General features: G+C 73.9%; 18 protein-coding genes and 1 pseudogene. 9 read left to right on the forward strand and 10 right to left on the reverse strand.

Annotation, left to right across the window (positions count from 1 at the left end; translation table 11 throughout):
* Positions 1-131: 131 nt before the first annotated feature.
* Positions 132-923, forward strand: a complete 792-nt coding sequence (locus LQ51_RS27785) for an EI24 domain-containing protein (protein ID WP_046570788.1) — start codon at positions 132-134, stop codon at positions 921-923.
* 1 nt (position 924) lies between these two features.
* Positions 925-1,440, forward strand: coding sequence for an O-acetyl-ADP-ribose deacetylase (locus LQ51_RS27790; protein WP_046570789.1), 516 nt, complete (start codon positions 925-927; stop codon positions 1,438-1,440).
* Here the strand turns inward: LQ51_RS27790 and LQ51_RS27795 are convergent.
* The 5 genes and pseudogenes from LQ51_RS27795 to LQ51_RS27815 form a co-directional block, all read right to left on the reverse strand.
* A complete protein-coding gene (locus LQ51_RS27795; RefSeq protein ID WP_046570791.1) occupies positions 1,437-2,339 on the reverse strand; it encodes a GNAT family N-acetyltransferase in 903 nt (300 codons plus the stop codon). The genes LQ51_RS27790 and LQ51_RS27795 overlap by 4 nt on opposite strands.
* Before the next feature lie 69 nt (positions 2,340-2,408).
* On the reverse strand, positions 2,409-2,813 hold the full coding sequence (locus LQ51_RS27800; protein WP_197087937.1) for a RidA family protein: 405 nt from the start codon (positions 2,811-2,813) through the stop codon (positions 2,409-2,411).
* Positions 2,814-2,888: 75 nt separating this feature from the next.
* Positions 2,889-3,896 (reverse strand): LacI family DNA-binding transcriptional regulator, encoded by a 1,008-nt coding sequence (locus LQ51_RS27805; protein WP_046570829.1) that lies wholly within the window; start codon positions 3,894-3,896, stop codon positions 2,889-2,891.
* A 28-nt stretch (positions 3,897-3,924) separates the two neighbouring features.
* Positions 3,925-4,041 (reverse strand): annotated as a pseudogene (locus LQ51_RS33085) (family 1 glycosylhydrolase); the annotation flags it as partial.
* A gap of 76 nt (positions 4,042-4,117) precedes the next feature.
* Positions 4,118-4,873 (reverse strand): maleylpyruvate isomerase family mycothiol-dependent enzyme, encoded by a 756-nt coding sequence (locus tag LQ51_RS27815; protein WP_046570831.1) that lies wholly within the window; start codon positions 4,871-4,873, stop codon positions 4,118-4,120.
* A gap of 70 nt (positions 4,874-4,943) precedes the next feature.
* Between LQ51_RS27815 and LQ51_RS27820 the strand changes: the two genes are divergently transcribed.
* Positions 4,944-6,035, forward strand: coding sequence for a UDP-N-acetylmuramate dehydrogenase (locus LQ51_RS27820; protein WP_046570796.1), 1,092 nt, complete (start codon positions 4,944-4,946; stop codon positions 6,033-6,035).
* A gap of 17 nt (positions 6,036-6,052) precedes the next feature.
* Here LQ51_RS27820 and LQ51_RS27825 read toward each other — a convergent pair whose 3' ends face one another.
* Together LQ51_RS27825 and LQ51_RS27830 are read right to left on the reverse strand one after the other, a co-directional pair.
* A complete protein-coding gene (locus tag LQ51_RS27825; RefSeq protein WP_046570798.1) occupies positions 6,053-6,832 on the reverse strand; it encodes a hypothetical protein in 780 nt (259 codons plus the stop codon).
* Between the two features lie 57 nt (positions 6,833-6,889).
* Positions 6,890-7,657 carry an SDR family NAD(P)-dependent oxidoreductase gene (locus LQ51_RS27830; RefSeq protein ID WP_046570800.1) on the reverse strand — a complete coding sequence of 256 codons (768 nt, stop codon included), beginning with the start codon at positions 7,655-7,657 and terminating at the stop codon, positions 6,890-6,892.
* Positions 7,658-7,828: 171 nt separating this feature from the next.
* Between LQ51_RS27830 and mshA the strand changes: the two genes are divergently transcribed.
* From mshA to LQ51_RS27845, 3 genes are all read left to right on the forward strand, one after another.
* Positions 7,829-9,193 carry a D-inositol-3-phosphate glycosyltransferase gene (gene mshA / locus LQ51_RS27835; RefSeq protein ID WP_046570802.1) on the forward strand — a complete coding sequence of 455 codons (1,365 nt, stop codon included), beginning with the start codon at positions 7,829-7,831 and terminating at the stop codon, positions 9,191-9,193.
* A gap of 51 nt (positions 9,194-9,244) precedes the next feature.
* On the forward strand, positions 9,245-9,778 hold the full coding sequence (locus LQ51_RS27840) for a type III secretion system chaperone family protein (protein WP_046570804.1): 534 nt from the start codon (positions 9,245-9,247) through the stop codon (positions 9,776-9,778).
* A 186-nt stretch (positions 9,779-9,964) separates the two neighbouring features.
* Positions 9,965-10,846 (forward strand): hypothetical protein, encoded by an 882-nt coding sequence (locus LQ51_RS27845; protein WP_231605909.1) that lies wholly within the window; start codon positions 9,965-9,967, stop codon positions 10,844-10,846.
* A 374-nt stretch (positions 10,847-11,220) separates the two neighbouring features.
* Here the strand turns inward: LQ51_RS27845 and LQ51_RS27850 are convergent, their stop codons facing one another.
* Positions 11,221-12,477, reverse strand: a complete 1,257-nt coding sequence (locus LQ51_RS27850) for an MFS transporter (RefSeq protein WP_046570808.1) — start codon at positions 12,475-12,477, stop codon at positions 11,221-11,223.
* 112 nt (positions 12,478-12,589) lie between these two features.
* Positions 12,590-13,915, reverse strand: a complete 1,326-nt coding sequence (locus LQ51_RS27855) for an MDR family MFS transporter (protein WP_046570811.1) — start codon at positions 13,913-13,915, stop codon at positions 12,590-12,592.
* Positions 13,916-14,065: 150 nt separating this feature from the next.
* Between LQ51_RS27855 and LQ51_RS27860 the strand changes: the two genes are divergently transcribed.
* A complete protein-coding gene (locus LQ51_RS27860; protein WP_046570833.1) occupies positions 14,066-14,833 on the forward strand; it encodes a phosphoglyceromutase in 768 nt (255 codons plus the stop codon).
* Between the two features lie 173 nt (positions 14,834-15,006).
* Here the strand turns inward: LQ51_RS27860 and phoU are convergent, their stop codons facing one another.
* Positions 15,007-15,660: a phosphate signaling complex protein PhoU gene (gene phoU, locus LQ51_RS27865; RefSeq protein ID WP_046570813.1), complete on the reverse strand. Its 654-nt coding sequence runs from the start codon at positions 15,658-15,660 to the stop codon at positions 15,007-15,009.
* Between the two features lie 274 nt (positions 15,661-15,934).
* Between phoU and LQ51_RS27870 the strand changes: the two genes are divergently transcribed.
* Both LQ51_RS27870 and LQ51_RS27875 read left to right on the forward strand, forming a co-directional pair.
* Positions 15,935-17,161 (forward strand): sensor histidine kinase, encoded by a 1,227-nt coding sequence (locus LQ51_RS27870; RefSeq protein ID WP_369799903.1) that lies wholly within the window; start codon positions 15,935-15,937, stop codon positions 17,159-17,161.
* A gap of 23 nt (positions 17,162-17,184) precedes the next feature.
* Positions 17,185-17,868, forward strand: a complete 684-nt coding sequence (locus LQ51_RS27875) for a response regulator transcription factor (RefSeq protein WP_046570816.1) — start codon at positions 17,185-17,187, stop codon at positions 17,866-17,868.
* Positions 17,869-17,928 lie beyond the last annotated feature (60 nt).

A 17,928-nucleotide genomic window follows, 5' to 3' on the forward strand; every position in this document is an offset into this window, starting at 1 on the left:
GCCCATCGTTCTGATGGTTGTCTCGGTGACGCCACGGGTCAAGGGCTTCCCACGCCGGCCCGCAGGGAGCACCGCGGTCCTCGCCGACGGCTGCCCGTCGACCGTGCGGCCGGCCACTAGGCTCTGCCATCGTGGACGTACCCCGCATCGCCGCGCCCGTGACCGGCGCCGCCACCCGCTTTCTCGCCGGCGCCGGCCTGCTGCTGCGCGGGCTCCGCCTCTACCTGCGGGATCCCGGGCTGATGCTGCTCGGGATCGTGCCGGCACTGATCTCCGGGGTGCTCTTCATCGCCGCGTTCGCCACCCTGCTGTACTTCGTGGACGACCTCGCCGCGCTGGTCACCCCGTTCGCGGACGACTGGTCGGGGACCGCCCGCGGGCTCGTCCGGGTGGTGGCCGGGCTGGCCGTCGTGGGGCTGGCCGGGCTGCTCGGCGTGCTCGCCTTCACGGCCGTCACCCTGGCCATCGGCGACCCGTTCTACGAGAAGATCTCCGAGCGGGTCGAGGACCGGCTCGGCGGCACCCCGGGCGCCGTCGAGGTGCCGTTCTGGGCGTCGCTGCGGCGCAGCATCGTGGACTCGCTCCGCCTGGTGGCCCTCTCCGCGCTGATCGGCGTACCCCTCTTCGCGGCCGGTTTCATCCCGGTGCTCGGGCAGACCGTGGTGCCGGTGGTCGGCGCGCTGGTGGGTGGCTGGTTCCTGGCGCTGGAGCTGGTCGGCGCGCCGTTCTACCGGCGTGGCATGCGGCTGCCGCAGCGGCGGTCGATACTGAAGGCCGACCGGCCCACCGCCCTGGGCTTCGGGACAGCGGTCTTCGTCTGCTTCCTGATCCCGCTCGGCGCGGTGCTCATCATGCCGGCCGCCGTCGCCGGCGCCGCCCTGCTGGCCCGCCGGTCGCTCGGGCAGTCCGTCGAGGAGGGGTGACGTGGAGACCGTCCTGATCGCCGGGGACATCACCGCCCAGCAGGTCGACGCCATCGTCAACGCCGCCAACTCCTCGCTGCTCGGCGGCGGCGGAGTGGACGGCGCGATCCACCGTACCGGCGGACCGGCCATCCTGGCGGCGTGCCGGGCGCTGCGCGCCTCCCGCTACGGCCGGGGCCTGCCCACCGGCCAGGCGGTCGCCACCACCGCCGGCAACCTGCCGGCCCGGTGGGTGGTGCACACCGTCGGGCCGGTCTTCTCCCCACGCGAGGACCGGTCGGCGCTGCTGCGCGACTGCTACGCCAACAGCCTGGCGGTCGCCGACGAGCTGGGCGCCACCAGCGTGGCCTTCCCGCTGATCTCTGCCGGCATCTACGGCTGGCCCGTCGACGACGCGGTCCGCCAGGCGCTCACCGTGCTGCACGCGGCCACCCCGGCGCACGTCACCGAGGCCCGGCTGGTGCTCTTCGGCGCGGACACCTACGGCACCGCCGTGCGGGTCGCCGGCGGGCTCTAGCTGAGCGTCCGGCGGCAGGACCACTGGCTGTCCACCGGCCGGTAGCCGAGCCGGGCGTTGATCGCCAGCATCGGCCCGTTCGCCTCGTCGTTGGAGGTGTACGCCGTCCGCACCCCGGTCGCCGCGGCGCGGTGCAGGGCGACCTGCTTGGTCAACCGGGCCAGCCCTCGGCCCCGGTGCTCCGGCACGGTACCGGTGAAGTCCGACCACATCCGGTCACCGTCCCGCTTGACCAGGCTGAGCGCCACCACCTCCCCGGCCACCTCGGCCACCGTGCTGGCCTGCCGGTCCAGGCCCGGGTTGTCCCAGACCTCGTGCTGCCAGAGGTCGTAGCCGAGCACATCCGTCGGCACGTCGCCCGGCTCGTCCCGCGACGACTCGGCGTCCGCCCGGTGGATCCGCCGCGGGTCGACCTCGGCGGCCGGCAGCAGCCGTACGCCCGGCGGCGGCTCGGGCAGCGGCGGGGCGGGCCGGAGGTCGAGCGCGGAGTAGCGCAGCTCGCGGCTGGGCGTGAAGCCGTGCCGCTGGGCGAACGGCAGGGATTCGGCGCGGCAGTGGGTGAGCACCCGGGTCGCGCCGGTCCGCCGTAGGTGGTCGAGGGCGGCGTCGAAGAGGGCGGTGCCGGCGCCGCGGTGCCGGTGCGCCGGGTGGACGTGCAGGGTGGAGATCTCCCCCACGCCGGCCGTCGAGGTCTGCGTGTTGCGGTACGCCGACGCCCAGCCGACCAGTTGCCCGTCCGTCTCCACCACCCAGGCCGCCCAGTCCTCGCCGGGCGGCGGCTGGGCGATCATGCGTCGGGTCGACTCGACCCCGCGCACCAGGTAGGGGTAGACGAGCGCGCGCAGCGCCACGACACCGGGCGCGTCCTCGGGGCGGGCGGGTCTGATCAGGTCGGTCATCCGGCCGACCCTAGATCCGTCGCCCGCCCGGTGGCGACGGGTTTACCGTGGCGCGGGGCGGGGGGCCACTCAGGCGACCTCCGGCCGGACCGCGGCGACCGCCTCGACCTCGACGAGCTGGTCGGGGTAGCCGAGCACGGCCACCCCGAGCAGGGTGCTGGGCACGTCGTGGTCACCGAACGCGTCCCGGACCACCTCCCAGGCGGCCACCAGGTCGGCCCGGTTGCCGCTGGCCACGTACACCGTGGTCTTGACGACGTCGGTGAGCCGGGCGCCCGCGGCGGCCAGCGCGACGGCCAGGTTGGCCATCACCTGGCGGGCCTGGCCGGCGGGGTCGCCGGGGGCGACCGTGCGCCCCTGCGCGTCCAGCGGGCAGGCGCCGGCGGTGAAGACCAGTCGGGCGGGCGGAACGACCTCGGCCGCGTACGCGTACTCGGCGACGTCGGAGAGCTGGGCCGCCCGGATCAGGCGCACGGTGTCGGTCACCGGCCGACCGTAGCGCCCGCACCACCGAGCCGGCGAGGCGTTTGAGCGGGCCCGTCCGGCCGCTCAGGCGGAGTCGCGGAGCACCAGCTCGGTGGGGAGCAGGAGGGCCTGCTCGACCTGCTCCCCGGCGGCGATCCGGAGCAACTGGCGGGTCATCGCCCGGCCCAACTCGACGATCGGCTGCCGGATCGTGGTCAGCGGCGGCTCGGTGTACGCGGCCGTCTCGATGTCGTCGAAGCCGATCACGGCGACGTCCTGCGGCACCCGCCGGCCCGCCTCGCGCAGGGTACGCAGGGCGGCGTGCGCCATCAGGTCGGAGGCCGCGAAGACCGCGTCCAGCCCGGGGTCGGCGGCGAGCAGTTGGCGCATGGCCGCGCTGCCGGACTCCCGGGTGAAGTCGCCGTACGCGACCAACTCCGGCAGGCCGGCCGCGGCGACCGTGTCCCGGTAGCCGATCAGCCGCTCGATGCCGGCCACCATGTCCTGCGGCCCGGCGATGGTGGCGATCCGCCGGCGACCGTTCCCGATCAGGTGGCGGACCGCCCGGGCGACCCCGCCCACGTGGTCGACGTCGACGTAGGGCACCTCGGCGCCGTCCAGCGGCCGGCCGCTGCACACCACCGGGATGCCGAGCCGGGCGAGCCTGCCGGGCAGCGGGTCCTCGCCGTGCAGCGAGGCGAAGAGCACCCCGTCGACGTGCCGGCCGGTGGTGTAGCGCTCGACCCGTTCGTGCCCGGCCGGGGAGCCGGCCAGCATCAGCACGAGCTGCTTGTCGGCCGCCTCCAGCTCCTGCGCGGCACCGCGGATGATGCCGGGGAAGACCTGGTCGTCGGAGAAGACCCGGGTGGCCGCCTCGGGCAGGACCAGCGCGACCGAGTCGGTGCGCTGGGTGACCAGGCTGCGGGCGGCGAGGTTCGGGACGTACCCCAGCTCCTCGACCGCCCGGCGGACCGCCTGCTGGATCGGTTCCGCGACGGTGGTGGAGCCGTTGACCACCCGGGACACGGTCGCGCGGGACACGCCCGCCCGTCTCGCCACCGCCTCCAGGGTGGGCCGCTGTGCCGTCGTCATCCCCGTTACCACCGCCTCGTCACAGCCCACCCTCGGCCCATTCGAAGTTGTCCAGCACCGACCATACGAGATCGCCGCGCAGGTCGGCGCCGCGGGCGAGGCCGTCGTGCGCGGCCCGCAGGTGCCCGTCGGGATGGCCGATTCGGACACCCGGAACGCGCCGGGGAGTGGCCGTCCCCGCCGGGTCGGGCCACTCCCGCAGGGCGTACGCCGAGGCGACCTCAGCCCACCCGCAGACCCTGCAGCAGCCGCTGGTCACCGGCCACCCCGAGGGCGTCGAAGCTGATCCGGCCCATCACCGCCAGCAGCAGGTCGCTGGCCGTCCCGGTGACTTGCACCCGGGCGTGGTGGTCGTCGTGGTCGAGGATGGTCGCGGTGTCCAGCAGCGCCACCCCCTCGCCGCGCAGCCGCAGGTACCAGTCCTGGGCGGCGTCCGTCGCGCTCAACTGCACTACTCCCTGCCACTGGCCGGGCGTGATCCGCCGCCCCGCCGGCAGCCAGGTGTCCAGCACCTCGCTCACCCCGTCGGCCGCGAGCTTGGCCTCGATCGGCTCACCCGCGCCGATCGCCAGCTGGGCGTCCCAGCGGTGCACCGCCGTCTCGTGCGCCATCCGGCGCGGCCAGAAGCCCGCCTTCTTCGGCTGCGGCGCGAAGTTCCACGCCGGTGCCTCCGGATCCAGCCCTTCGAAGAGCACCATCAGCTGGTCGAACTCGCGCCGGTACCAGTCGGCCGGGGCCAGGCCGGCCGGCGGCTCCGGGTCGTGCCGCTCCGGCCGGGTGGTGGTCCCCGCGGTCAGCACCGTCCGGGCCCAGACGTAGACCCGGGTGAGGTGGTGCGCGAGATCGGAGACCGTCCAGCCGGGACAGGAGAGCACCGGTGTCTCAGGGGGCGCCTCGGCAACGGCGGCGGCGAAGGCGGGTGCCTCCGTCCGCAACGAGCCGATCCAGAAGTCCTTCGTGCCGTGCAATCTGCTCATCGCCATCCTCCCGGGGGTGACCGGGCCACCAGTGGGTGCCGCGGCTACCCCTCAGCCTAGGGTGAGAGGCGTGTCAGACGTCTACGCCGAACCGACGACCGGAGCCGACCCGGCCGACCCGGCCACCCTGGCGCGCTACACCACGCTGCGCCTCGGCGGCCCCGCCGGCCGGTTGGAGACCGCCGCCAGCGCGGACGAGATCGTCCAGAAGGTGCGGGAAGCGGAGCTGCGGGAGGACCCCGTGCTGGTCCTCGCCGGCGGCAGCAACGTGGTGATCGGCGACCAGGGCTTCCCCGGCACCGTCGTGCTGATCCGCTCCCGGGGCTACCGGGTGGTCACGGAGGAGGCCGACACCGTCACCGTACGCGTCCAGGCCGGTGAGCCCTGGGACGACCTGGTGGCGGCCACCGTCGAGCACGGCTGGTCGGGGCTGGAGTGCCTGTCCGGCATCCCCGGCTCGGCCGGCGCCACCCCGATCCAGAACGTCGGCGCGTACGGCCAGGAGGTGGCCGAGACGATCGTCGCCGTCGAGGCGTACGACCGCAGCCACCGGACGGTGGTCCGGATCGCGGCCGAGGACTGCGGGTTCGCGTACCGGGGCAGCATCTTCAAGTACAGCGACCGCTGGGTGGTGCTCTCCGTCGACTTCCGGCTCACCCGTGTGCCGCTCTCCGGCCCGGTGCGCTACGCCGAACTGGCCCGGGCGCTCGGCGTCGAGGTCGGCGACCGGGTGCCGCTGGCCGACGCCCGGGCCACCGTGCTGCGGCTGCGCGCCGGCAAGGGCATGGTGCTCGACGCGGACGACCCGGACACCCGCTCGGTCGGCTCGTTCTTCACGAATCCGGTGCTGGAGCGGGCCGCGTACGAGCTTTTCCGGGAGCGCGTCGGCGACCTGGGTGACCCGCCGAACTGGCCCTGCCCGGGGGACCGGGTCAAGATCAGTGCCGCCTGGCTGATCGACAAGGCCGGCTTCGGCAAGGGCTACCCGGGTCCGGCCGGGGTGGCGATCTCCAGCAAGCACACGCTCGCCCTCACCAACCGCGGCGGCACCGCCGGCACCGCCGCCCTGGTCGCCCTCGCCCGGGAGATCCGGGACGGCGTCCACGCCCGCTTCGGTGTCACCCTCCACCCGGAACCCGTCCTCATCAACTGCACCATCTGACCCCACCTTGGGGGAGGTCAGGTGGGGGCGATGGTGGGCCAGGGGAGGGTGAGTTCGCCGAGACGCCAGCGGCGGGGGCGGTCGAGGACGGGCCAGCCGGCCTGCTTGACGGCGGCCACCGTCCTGGTCCAGCGGTCGCGGGGGCCGAACGGGGCGTAGCCGGCGGCGGCCTGCCAGGCGTCGGCCAGGGCGACGAGCAGGTCGTGGATCGGCTCGCCGGGCACGTTGCGGTGGATCAGCGCCTTGGGCAGCCGCTCCGCGAGCTGGGCCGGGCTCTCCAGGGCCGTCGGCCGCGCGGCCAGGGTCAGCGTGCGCGGGCCGGCCGCGTCCAGCAGCACCCAGGCGCCGAGCCGACCCAGCTCGTCGCAGGTGCCCTCGACGAGCAGCCCGCCGGGGGCCAGCCGCCCGGTGACGGTACGCCAGGCCTCGGCGACCTCGCTCTCGTCGTACTGGCGCAGCACGTTGAACGCCCGGACCAGGGTGGGCCGGAGGCCAGCCAGCTCGAAGCCGCCCCGGGCGAAGGTCAGGCCGGGCGGGTCGGCGGCCGGCTGGGCGGCGGCCACGCGTACCGGATCGATTTCCAGCCCGACCACCCGGATGTCGGCGCGGACCCCGGCGGCGAGCCGGGCCCGCAGCTCCACGGCGGTGACCGGGAAGGCGCCGTAGCCCAGGTCGACGACGAGCGGGTCGGCGGCGGCCCGCAGCGCGTCCCCGCAGGTCTCGACGATCCAGTTGTCCACCCGGCGGAGCCGGTTGGGATTGGTCGTCCCGCGGGTGACGACGCCCAGCGGTTTCATCGGTGCTCCCGCCGTTCCCGGCTGCGGGGCTCGCAGCACCGGCTCACTCCCCGTGCTTCAGCGACCCACCCGGTGCACCTTGTGCTGGGCGGCCTGGGCCAGCGGGCGGACCACCAGCTGGTCGATGTTGACGTGCTGCGGGCGGGTGGCGCACCAGGCGACGCAGTCGGCGACGTCCTCGGCGACCAGCGGCTCGGCGACACCGGCGTAGACGGCATCGGCCCTGGCCGTGTCGCCGTCGAACCGGACCAGCCCGAACTCCTCCGTCCGGACCATGCCCGGGTCGATCTCGATGACCCGGACCGGGCGGCCGCACAGCTCGAGCCGCAGCGTCCCGGCGACCGCGGTCTGCGCGTGCTTGGCGGCGGTGTAGCCGCCGCCGCCCTCGTAGACCACGTGACCGGCGGTGGAGCTGATGACCACGATGGTGCCGGCCCCGGAGGCCTCCAGCGCGGGCAGCAGCGCCTGGGTGACCCGGACCGTGCCGAGCACGTTCACCTCGTACATCCACTGCCAGTCGCCCACCGAGCCGGACTCCACCGGGTCCAGGCCACGGGCGCCGCCGGCGTTGTTGACCAGCAGGGTGACCGGGCCGGGCGCCGCGGCCGCGGCGGCGGCCAGGCCGGCGACGGACTCGTCCGAGGTGACGTCGCAGGCCACCGCGGTGGCGGCCCCGCCGGCCGACTCGATCTCGGCGACCAGGCCGGCCAGCCGGTCGGTGCGCCGCGCGGCGGCGAGCACGTGGAAACCCTCGGCGGCCAGCCGGCGGGCGGTGGCCGCGCCGATCCCGCTGGACGCTCCGGTGACGATGGCGACTGAGGTCATCCGGCCATTCTCCCCCGACCCGGGGCGCGGTGTGCGGATGAGGTCCGTCACGCCGGGACCCGGCCGGGAAGCATTTCCCAAGCCCGATGGGGAAGATGACATCCGGCGTGGAGGTTGACCGAGAAGCGCCGGTCGTGCGGGACGGCATCAACCGTGACAGAGGGAGCGGACGTGGCGGATGTGCACACCGGTGTCGGTCGTCAGCGAGGCGCCCTGCCGTGGCCGCGACCGCGCCGCATCGCCACCCTCTCCGTGCACACCTCCCCGCTGCACCAGCCCGGCACGGGCGACGCCGGCGGGATGAACGTCTACATCCTGGAGATCGCCCGCCGGCTGGCCGAGGCCGACGTCGAGGTGGAGATCTTCACCCGGGCGACCTCCGGTGACCTGCCGCCGGTGGTCGAGATGGCGCCCGGGGTGCACGTCCGGCACGTCACCGCCGGCCCGCTGGAAGGGCTGACCAAGGAGGAGCTGCCGGGGCAGCTCTGCGCGTTCACCGCGGGCGTGCTGCGCGCCGAGGCTGCCCGACCGCCGGGCCACTACGACCTGATCCACTCGCACTACTGGCTCTCCGGCCAGGTCGGCTGGCTGGCCAAGGAGCGTTGGGGCGTGCCGCTGGTGCACACCGCGCACACCCTCGCCAAGGTGAAGAACGCGCGGCTCGCCGCCGGTGACCGGCCGGAGCCCAAGGCCCGCGTGATCGGCGAGGAGCAGGTGGTGGCCGAGGCCAACCGGCTGGTCGCCAACACCCGGGTCGAAGCCGGCGACCTGATCGACCGGTACGACGCCGACCCGGCCCGGGTCGCCGTGGTGCAGCCCGGGGTGGACCTGGACCGGTTCCGCCCGCCGGCCGGTGACCGGCACGCCGCCCGGATGGCGGCGCGCCGCCACCTCGGCCTGCCCACCGCCGGGTACGTGGTCGCCTTCGTCGGCCGGATCCAGCCGCTCAAGGCTCCCGACGTGCTGATCCGGGCGGTCGCCGCGCTGCGCCAGCGCGATCCCGCGCTCGCCGACGAGGTGACCGTGGTGATCTGCGGCGGGCCCAGCGGTAGCGGCCTCGACCGGCCCACCGCGCTGATCGAGCTGGCCGCCTCGCTCGGGGTGGCCGACCGGGTGTGCTTCCTGCCGCCGCGTACCGGCGAGGACCTGCCCGCCCTCTACCGGGCCGCCGACCTGGTCGCGGTGCCCTCGCACAACGAGTCGTTCGGGCTGGTGGCGCTGGAGGCCCAGGCCTGCGGCACCCCGGTGCTGGCGGCGGCGGTGGGCGGTCTGGTGACCGCGGTCCGGGACGGCGTCAGCGGGATGCTCATCGACGGCCACGACCCGGTGGACTGGGCCCGGGCGCTGGCCCGCCTGCTGCCCGACCGGCTGCGCCGGGCCGCGCTGGCCCGGGGCGCCGAGCGGCACGCCCGCGACTTCTCCTGGCACCGCACGGTGAGCGGGCTGCTCGCCGTCTACGGCGAGGCGATCGCCGAGCAGCGGGCCCGGCTGGCCGACCGGCTTGTGCGCGATCCCGCCCTCTCCTGCTCGTGGTGACCCGCGCCGCCCGCCCGGCGCGCGGCGGGCGGCGACCGTAGAGTGGGTTCGATGAGCCGCAGGAGTGACGTCGCCACGTTGATCGAGACGGTCTGCGCCGAGCGTGAGCTGGAGTGGGAGTCCACCGGCGAGACGTCGTACGCGGTCACCCTGCCGGGCACGCACAAGCTCAAGACGATCTGCAACCTGATCGTGGGCGAGCACGCGCTGCGGGTCGAGGCGTTCGTGATGCGCCAGCCGGACGAGCGCCGCGAGGAGCTCTGGGCCTGGCTGTTGCAGCGCAACGCCCGGATGTACGGGGTCTCGTTCTCGATCGACGCGGTCGGCGACGTCTACCTGACCGGGCGGGTCAACCTGGCCGGGGTGGACGCCGACGAGCTGGACCGCCTCCTCGGCGCCGTGCTGACCTACGCCGACGAGTCGTTCGACAGCATGCTGGAGATCGGCTTCGGCACGGCCATCCGCCGGGAGTGGGAGTGGCGGGTCAAGCGGGGCGAGTCGACGGCCAATCTGGCCGCGTTCGCCCACCTCTTCTCGCCGTCGGCGGGCGCGACCTCGGGTGTCGGAGGTTCGGACCCGTCCTGACGGGTATGCCGCACCGCGCGGTGCGGCACTGGGATCCGCCGCGCGCCGAGGACGGACTGTCGAGGAGCGTTTCCCATGGCTCAGCGCAACAGCTCAGGTCGTGGCAGCACCGCGGCCAGGACCAAGCGGCAACCCGGCAACCAGACCGCGAACACGCCGGGCATCTCCGAATCCGACATCTCGCGGATGAAGGTGGACGACCTCCGGGGTCAACTCCGCCGCCGTGGGGTCACCGGAATCTCCGCCATGCGCAAGCCGGATCTGGTGAAGACCCTGACCCGGACCCTGCGCGCGGAGTCGCGCGGTGGCGCGGCCCGGAAGAGCACCGGCCCCGCCGGCCGGGCGTCCGCGACGAGGAAGACCGCCGCGGCGAAGAAGACGACCGCGAGGAAGACCACCGCCCGGGCGAAGGCGGCGCCGGCGGCGAAGGCGACCGGCGCCCGGGCCCGGAAGTCGGCGCCGGCGGCGAAGCGGACCAGCGCCGCCCGCAAGTCGGCGCCCGCCGCGAAGCGGACCACCGTGACTGCCCGCAAGTCGGCTCCGGCCGCGAAGCGGACCGCGGCGGCCCGCAAGTCGGCGCCCGCGGCGAAGCGGACCACGGCCGCCCGGAAGTCGGCACCCGCCGCGAAGAGCACCACCGCCCGGGCCAAGGCGGCACCGGCCCGCCGGGCCACCGCCCGGGCCGCCCCGTCCGGGGGTACGACGAAGGGGCGGGCGTCCAGCCGGTCGGTCGGTTCGTCCCAGCTCATCACGTCGCTGCAGGATCGACCGGAGCGTCCGGGTCGCAGCCTGGTCACCCGCAACCACGAGGTGATCCAGCGCTGGGCGCGGGCGCGCAACGCCAAGCCGGCCACGATCGCCGGTACGGAGCGCGGCCACCGGCCGGGGGTGCTCACCTTCAACATCCCGGGCTACCGGGAGAGCAGCCGGATCCAGGAGATCAGCTGGGACGACTGGTTCCGCACGTTCGACCTGCGCCAGCTGAACCTGATCTATCAGGAGCAGCTTCGGGACGGCCGGCAGAGCAACTTCTTCCGGACCGAGAACCCGAATCGGGAGGACGGTTGAGGTTTACGGGAATGGTCGGCGGGGATTCCCTGTTGGCCATGACCGAGGCCCGGAGCAGGAGCTTTCCGGCCCGGTTGTGACGGGCGAGACAGCGATCCGGGTTGAATCCGGAAACCGGGCGAACTAACTTTATTGCACCGCGTCACGCTTGGAATCGTTCGGGGGAGCGGCGGATCGATCAGATCCGCGCAAGCGAGACGCGAGGGATCGGGTGGAGCACGCCGTTGGGGGACGGTGCCACCCGGTGGAACCGGCGGCGCGAGCGGGCGACGCTTACGGGGGTGAGGGTCGCCCGCCGCCGCCGGGCGTACGGTACGAGCGCCCATCCTGACGGGGGTCAGGGTGGGCGCTCGAGCCGTTTCCGGCCGGTGCGGTCAGCGCTCCCCGGCCAGGGCCTTGTCTCCCTCCACGGTGGCCGCCCGCAGGGCCGCGACCCGGCGTTCCCGGACCGGGCCGGCGAGCAGGTGGCCGACCGCGGCCACGAGGCCGAGCCCGCCCACCACGAGCCAGTGCCGTTCGCCGAGGTGCTGGATGCTGAGCCCGCCCAGCGCGGGCGCCACGAAGGACGCGGCCGGGAAGGTCAGGTAGAAGACCGACTGGTAGCGGGCCCGCAGCTCGGGCGGGGCGAGGTCCGCGTTGATCTGGGCGTTCGGCGGCGCGGCCAGCATCTGTCCGACCGTCCAGACCACCGCGGCGCCCAGGTAGACCGGCAGGTGGTCGGCGACGGCCAGGGTGCCGAAGCCCAGCGCCATCAGCCCGGTGGAGATCGACAGCACGGCCGCCTTGCGGTAGGGCGCGATGAGCCGGGGCACGAACAGTTGGCCGACCACGATGAGCGCGCCGCCCAGCGCCACCACCAGCCCGTACGCGGACGGGCGCAGGCCGTCGGCACGCATCGCCAGCGGCATGATCGTCGAGGTCTGCATGGTGAGCACGGCCAGCAGGAAGGTCAGCCCGACGAAGGTGAGGAAGACCCGGTCGGTCAGCGCGGTGTGCAGGCCGGGCCGGCGCCCGCCCGGTGCGGCCGGCACCCGGATGCGCCGGTCGAGCGTCTCGGGGACCTTCCACGCGATCACCACCGCCGTCACCAGCGTGGTGCCGGCGTCCACCAGGAAGAGCGCCAGGTAGCTCGCCTCGGCCAGCGCGCCCGCCAGTAGCGACGCCACCGCCATGCCCAGGTTGAACGCCCAGAACTGCAGGTTGAACGCCCGGGCGCGGCGTTCCTCCGGCACCACGTCCACGATCGCCGCGACGAAGGCCGGGCTGGGCATCGAGTGCGCCACACCGACCAGTGCGGCCAGTACGGCGATCACCAGCAGCTGCCGGCTGAACGCCAGCGCCACCATCAGCCCGGCCGCGACCAGGTGCGCGGCGAGCAGGGTGGACCGCCGGCCCCACCGGTCCGCGAGCACGCCACCGAGCAGCGTGCCGGCCGCCCCGCCCACCCCGTACGCCCCGACGACCAGCCCGGCCAGGGCCGGCGACGCGCCGCGCGCGGCGGTCAGGTAGAGCGAGAGGAAGAGCATCGCGAACGCGCCGGCCCGGTTGATCAGGATGCCGGACCAGAGGTACCAGAAGGTGGCGGGGAGCCCGCCAGCCGAGCTGTCCCACCAGCGACGCAGGCCGCGCACCCGTCCTCCAGGAAGGTTTGTTAACTACTCCGCCGTCGACCGTAGGCAGCCGGGCCGGCGCGCGCCAGCGTGGCGCTGCTCACCCCCCGGCTGCCGCCGGCGGTGGCGTACCTCAGCGGTTGGCGCGGACCGGCCCGGCGGGTCCGGTGGCCGCGGCCTCGGCCGCCTCGGGCACCGGGGTGCGGACGACGGTGACCGGCCGGACCGGCAGGCTCGGGCTGCGCAACTGGGCCGCCCGCCGCTCGCGGGCCGGGCCGGAGACGAGGTGGGCCACCGCCATCACGCCGCCGACCACGGCGCAGCCGAGCCAGAGCGTCGTGTTGCCGGCGTGCTCGCGGACCAGGCCGCCGAGGACCGGCGCCGCGGCCCCGGCCACCTGCCAGGAGAGCGAGAAGACGCCCTGGTAGCGGCCGCGCAGCTCGGCGGGGGAGAGCTCGGCGATGAGGGTGGAATTGGAGGGCGAGTTGAGCATCTCGCCGACCGTCCAGACGAGCACGGTGAGGCCGTAGAACCAGGCCGCGTGCGCGAACGCGGTGAGCCCGAAGCCGATGCCCATCACCAGCGCGGCGAGCGCCAGCACGTGCGACCGGCTCCGCCCCTTGATCAATCGGGGTACGAAGAGCTGGCCGACCACGATCAGCACCCCGTTGAGCGCGATCACCGAGCCGTACGTGGCGGGGCTGAGGCCGGAGTCGCCCATGGCGATGGGGAGCATGGAGATGTGCTGGAGGAAGACCAGCGCGGCGAACAGGTTGAGCGCCACGAAGCCGAGGTAGACCCGGTCGCTGAGGATGGTCCGCAGGGCGCCGGTCGGGGCGCGGCCGTCGGACCGGGCCGGGCCGGTCGGGACCGAGCGGGTCTCCCGGACCCGGGTGAAAATGATCAGCGCGGTGACCAGCGTGGTGGCCGCGTCGACCACGAAGAGCAGCAGGTAGCCGGCCTGGGCGGCGAATCCGGCCAGGACGGCGGCGCAGGCGAAGCCGAGGTTGATCGCCCAGTAGTTGAGGGAGAAGGCGCGCAGCCGGTCCTTCTCCGGCACCACGTCGATCATCATGGCGCCGAAGGCCGGGCGGGCCGCCTCGGCGAACATGCCGAGCAGCAGCGCGCCGAGGGCCACCGCCCAGAGCGGCCGGGCCAGCCCGAGTGCGAGCATCATGGTGGCCGCGCCGAGGTGCGCGGTGAGCAGGGTGGGGCGCCGGCCCCACCGGTCCGCCAGGGTGCCCCCGACGGTGGTGCCGACCGCCCCGCCGACGCCCCAGAGCCCGATCACCAGGCCGGCCGCCGACGCCGAGAAGCCGCGCTCCTGGGTGAGGTAGATGGCCAGGAAGACCAGCACGAACGAACCGAGCCGGTTGATCAGCGTGCCGGTCCACAGGTACCAGAAGGCCCGTGGCAGCCCGCCTGTGGTGTGCTGGAACCAGCCCCGCACCGTCCGCATCCGACGCCCCCGTTTTGGTAATGACCGATGGATATTGAGCGCCTTACAACCTAGTCTCGGCCCGGAACGCCGGTCATCAGCTTTTCCACGTGGTGGTCGTCACCACCGGTCCCCGCGTGTCCGTCCGGGCGGTACGGCAGGATGATCCGCATGACTGCGAGCGAGGGGCCCACCATCGGGACGCTGGTCCTGCTGCGGCACGGCGAGAGCGACTGGAACGCCAAGAACCTCTTCACCGGCTGGGTCGACGTCGACCTGACCGCGAAGGGCGAGGACGAGGCGCGGCGCGGCGGCGAGCTGCTCCGCGAGCACAACCTGCTGCCGGACGTGGTGCACACCAGCGTGATGCGCCGCGCGATCCGCACCGCCGAGCTGGCGCTGAACGCCGCCGACCGGCACTGGATCGCGGTACGCCGGTCATGGCGGCTCAACGAGCGGCACTACGGCGCCCTCCAGGGCAAGAACAAGAAGCAGACCCTGGACGAGTACGGCGAGGAGCAGTTCATGCTCTGGCGCCGGTCGTACGACACGCCGCCGCCGCCGATCGACGACAACGACGAGTGGTCCCAGGTCGGCGACCCCCGGTACGCGCTCCTCCCGACCGAGCTGATGCCGCGTACCGAATGCCTGAAGGACGTCGTCGAGCGGATGCTGCCCTACTGGTACGACTCGATCGTGCCGGACATCCTGGCCGGCCGGACGGTGCTGGTGGCCGCGCACGGCAACTCGCTGCGCGCCCTGGTCAAGCACCTCGACCAGATCTCCGACGAGGCGATCGCCAAGCTGAACATCCCCACCGGCATCCCGCTCCGGTACGACCTCGACCCGAACCTGCGCCCGCAGGTCCTCGGCGGGACCTACCTCGACCCGGAGGCCGCCAAGGCGGCTGCCGCCGCGGTCGCCAACCAGGGCCGCTGACCCCGGCCGACGGAAAGGCCCCCGGGCGACCGGGGGCCTTCGTCGTAACCGGCCCGGCTCGCGGCCGGTGGTTCGTGCCTGGTCCGGCTCGCGGACGGTGGTTCGTGCCTGGTCCGGCTCGCGGCCGGCGGTTCGTGCCCGGCCCGGCTCGCGGACGGCCGTTCGTGCCCGGGTCAGCTCGCCGAGGGGGCCGTCTCGCCGGTGATCAGGTAGACCACGTGCTCGCCGGCGTTGACCGCGTGGTCGGCGAAGCGCTCGTAGAAGCGGCCCAGCAGGGTCGCGTCGATCGCCGTCTCCACCCCGTACGGCCAGCCCTCGCCGAGCAGCACCCCGAACAGGCTCTTGTGCAGGTCGTCCATGGCGTCGTCGTCGCGGTCCAGTTCGGCGGCGAGGTCGGCGTCGGGCTTGGCCAGCACAGTGGCGATCTTCTCGGCCATCCGGTCGGCGATGGCGGCCATGTCGGTGAAGACCTGCCGCAGCTCGGCCGGCACCGCCGGCGACGGGTGCCGGCGCAGCGCGGTCTTGGCCACGTGCTCAGCCAGATCGCCCATCCGCTCCAGGTCGGCGGCCACGTGCAGCGCGGTGATCATGGCGCGCAGGTCGGAGGCGACCGGCGCCTGCCGGGCCAGCAGGTCACAGACCCGCTCCTCCACGTGCCGGTACAGGTCGTCGATCTCGGCGTCCCGCGCGATCACCGTCTCGGACGCCGCCCGGTCGGCGGTGAGCAGGCCCCGGGTGGCGTGGCGCATGGCGGACCGCACCCCCTCCGCCATGTCCACCAGCAGTTGGCTGACGATCTGCAGGTCGGCCCGGAATTCGTCGCGCATCGTCACTTCCTGGGTTCGGTGGCCGCCGTGGCCGGAGCGGCCCGGGTACGGCGTGAGCAGGTGCGCGACCCACCGTAGGCGGGGGAACCGGCGCCACGGTGAACGCGGGTGAACGGCACGGGACCCGGGGGTGAACTTTCCCGGAAGCGCGAGTGCTTCGTCCCGTTCTGCCCGATGGCCAGGTAAACGATGACCCTACGATCGCCGGGTGGAATGGGCGGTGACGGTCGGGGTGGCCGTGGCACTGGTGACCGGGCTGGTCGCCGGGCTGCTGCTGGCCGGGCCCGCCCGGGAGTGGCGGCGCCGGTCGGCGCGGCCGGGGAGCCCCGGCTCCCGAGGAGGCGTAGGGAGGCCCGCGATTCCGGACGACCAGCAGGCCCGGCTCGCCGGGCTCGGCCGCAAGTCGATCGACGCGCTGCGCGCCGGGGTGGTGGTGCTGGACCCGGACGACGAGCCGGTGCTGGTGAACCCGGCCGCCCGGGCGATGGGCCTGCTCCGCACCGGGGCGACGCCCGGCTCCATCGCGGCGCACCCGCTGATCCGTACCCTCGCGGGGCAGGTCCGCCGGACGGGGGTGCGGCGCGAGATCGAGCTGGACCTGCCGCGGGGCCGCGACAGCGCCGGGGAGAACCCGCTCGGCGTGCACCTGCGCGCCATGGGACTGGGCGCCGGCTACATCTCGATCGAGGCGGCCGACGTCACCGAGTCGCACCGGTTGGCCCGGGTACGCCGGGACTTCGTGGCCAACGTCAGCCACGAGCTGAAGACCCCGATCGGGGCCCTGCAACTGCTCGCCGAGGCGCTGGTGGACGCCACCGAGCCGGCCGGCGAGGGCGCGGCCGACCTCTCCGAGGACATGATCGCCGCCCGACGGTTCGCCGAGCGCATCCAGCACGAGTCGACCCGCCTCGGCCGGCTCGTCCAGGAACTGCTGGAACTCACCCGCCTGCAGGGCGCCGAACCGCAGCCCGCCCCCGAACCGGTCGCCGTGGACTGGGTGATCGCCGAGGTGCTCGACCGGACCCGGACGGCGGCCACCGCCCGCCGGGTGGAGATTGTCGTGGCCGGCCAGCGCGGCCTCACCGCGTACGGCAGCGACAGCCAGCTCGCCACGGCGGTGGCGAACCTGGTGGAGAACGCGATCAACTACTCGGGCGAGGACACCACCGTCCGGGTCACCACGCGGGCCACCGACGAGCACGTCGAGATCGCCGTGGCCGACCAGGGCATCGGCATCGCCCCGAACGAGGTCGACCGGATCTTCGAGCGGTTCTACCGGGCCGACCAGGCCCGCTCCCGCTCCACCGGTGGCACCGGCCTCGGCCTGGCCATCGTGAAACACATCGCCAGCAACCATGGCGGCCGGGTGGATGTGTCGAGCACTCTTGGTGGTGGGTCGACGTTCACCCTCCGGCTGCCCGCCGGCCCCCCGGACGACCTGGAGGCGACACTCTCCTCCGCTGGGATCGAGGCCGGCCCGGCCGAGTTCCGGCAGGTCTGACCGACAGGAAAGGAAACACCCCGTTGAGCCGCGTACTGGTGGTCGAGGACGAGGAATCGTTCTCCGACGCCCTGTCCTACATGCTCCGCAAGGAGGGCTTCGAGGTGTCCGTCGCCGCGACGGGACCCGCCGCCCTCACCGAGTTCGACCGGACCGGCGCCGACATCGTGCTGCTCGACCTGATGCTCCCGGAGATGTCGGGCACCGAGGTCTGCCGCCAGCTCCGCCAGCGCTCCCACGTCCCGATCATCATGGTGACCGCCCGGGACAGCGAGATCGACAAGGTGGTCGGCCTGGAGATCGGGGCCGACGACTACGTGACCAAGCCGTACTCGCCGCGTGAGCTGGTGGCCCGGATCCGGGCGGTGCTGCGCCGGCGGAGCGCCGAGGCGAACGAGCCGGGCGGGCCGACGCTGGCCGCCGGCCCGGTCCGGATGGACATCGAACGGCACGTGGTGACCGTCGAGGGCGCCGGCGTGCAACTGCCGCTCAAGGAGTTCGAGCTGCTGGAGCTGCTGCTGCGCAATGCCGGCCGGGTGCTCACCCGGGGCCAGCTCATCGACCGGGTCTGGGGCGCCGACTACGTGGGCGACACCAAGACGCTCGACGTGCACGTGAAGCGGCTGCGCTCCAAGATCGAGCCCGAGCCGTCCGCGCCCCGCTACATCGTCACCGTCCGAGGGTTGGGCTACAAGTTCGAGCCGTGATCCGGGTTTGGCGGCGTGCTGTCCGGTTGAGTCGTGCCCGGGGTGGGGCGGTGTGCTGTC

It is taken from the genome of Micromonospora sp. HK10 (assembly GCF_000982955.1).
Classification (GTDB): domain Bacteria; phylum Actinomycetota; class Actinomycetes; order Mycobacteriales; family Micromonosporaceae; genus Micromonospora.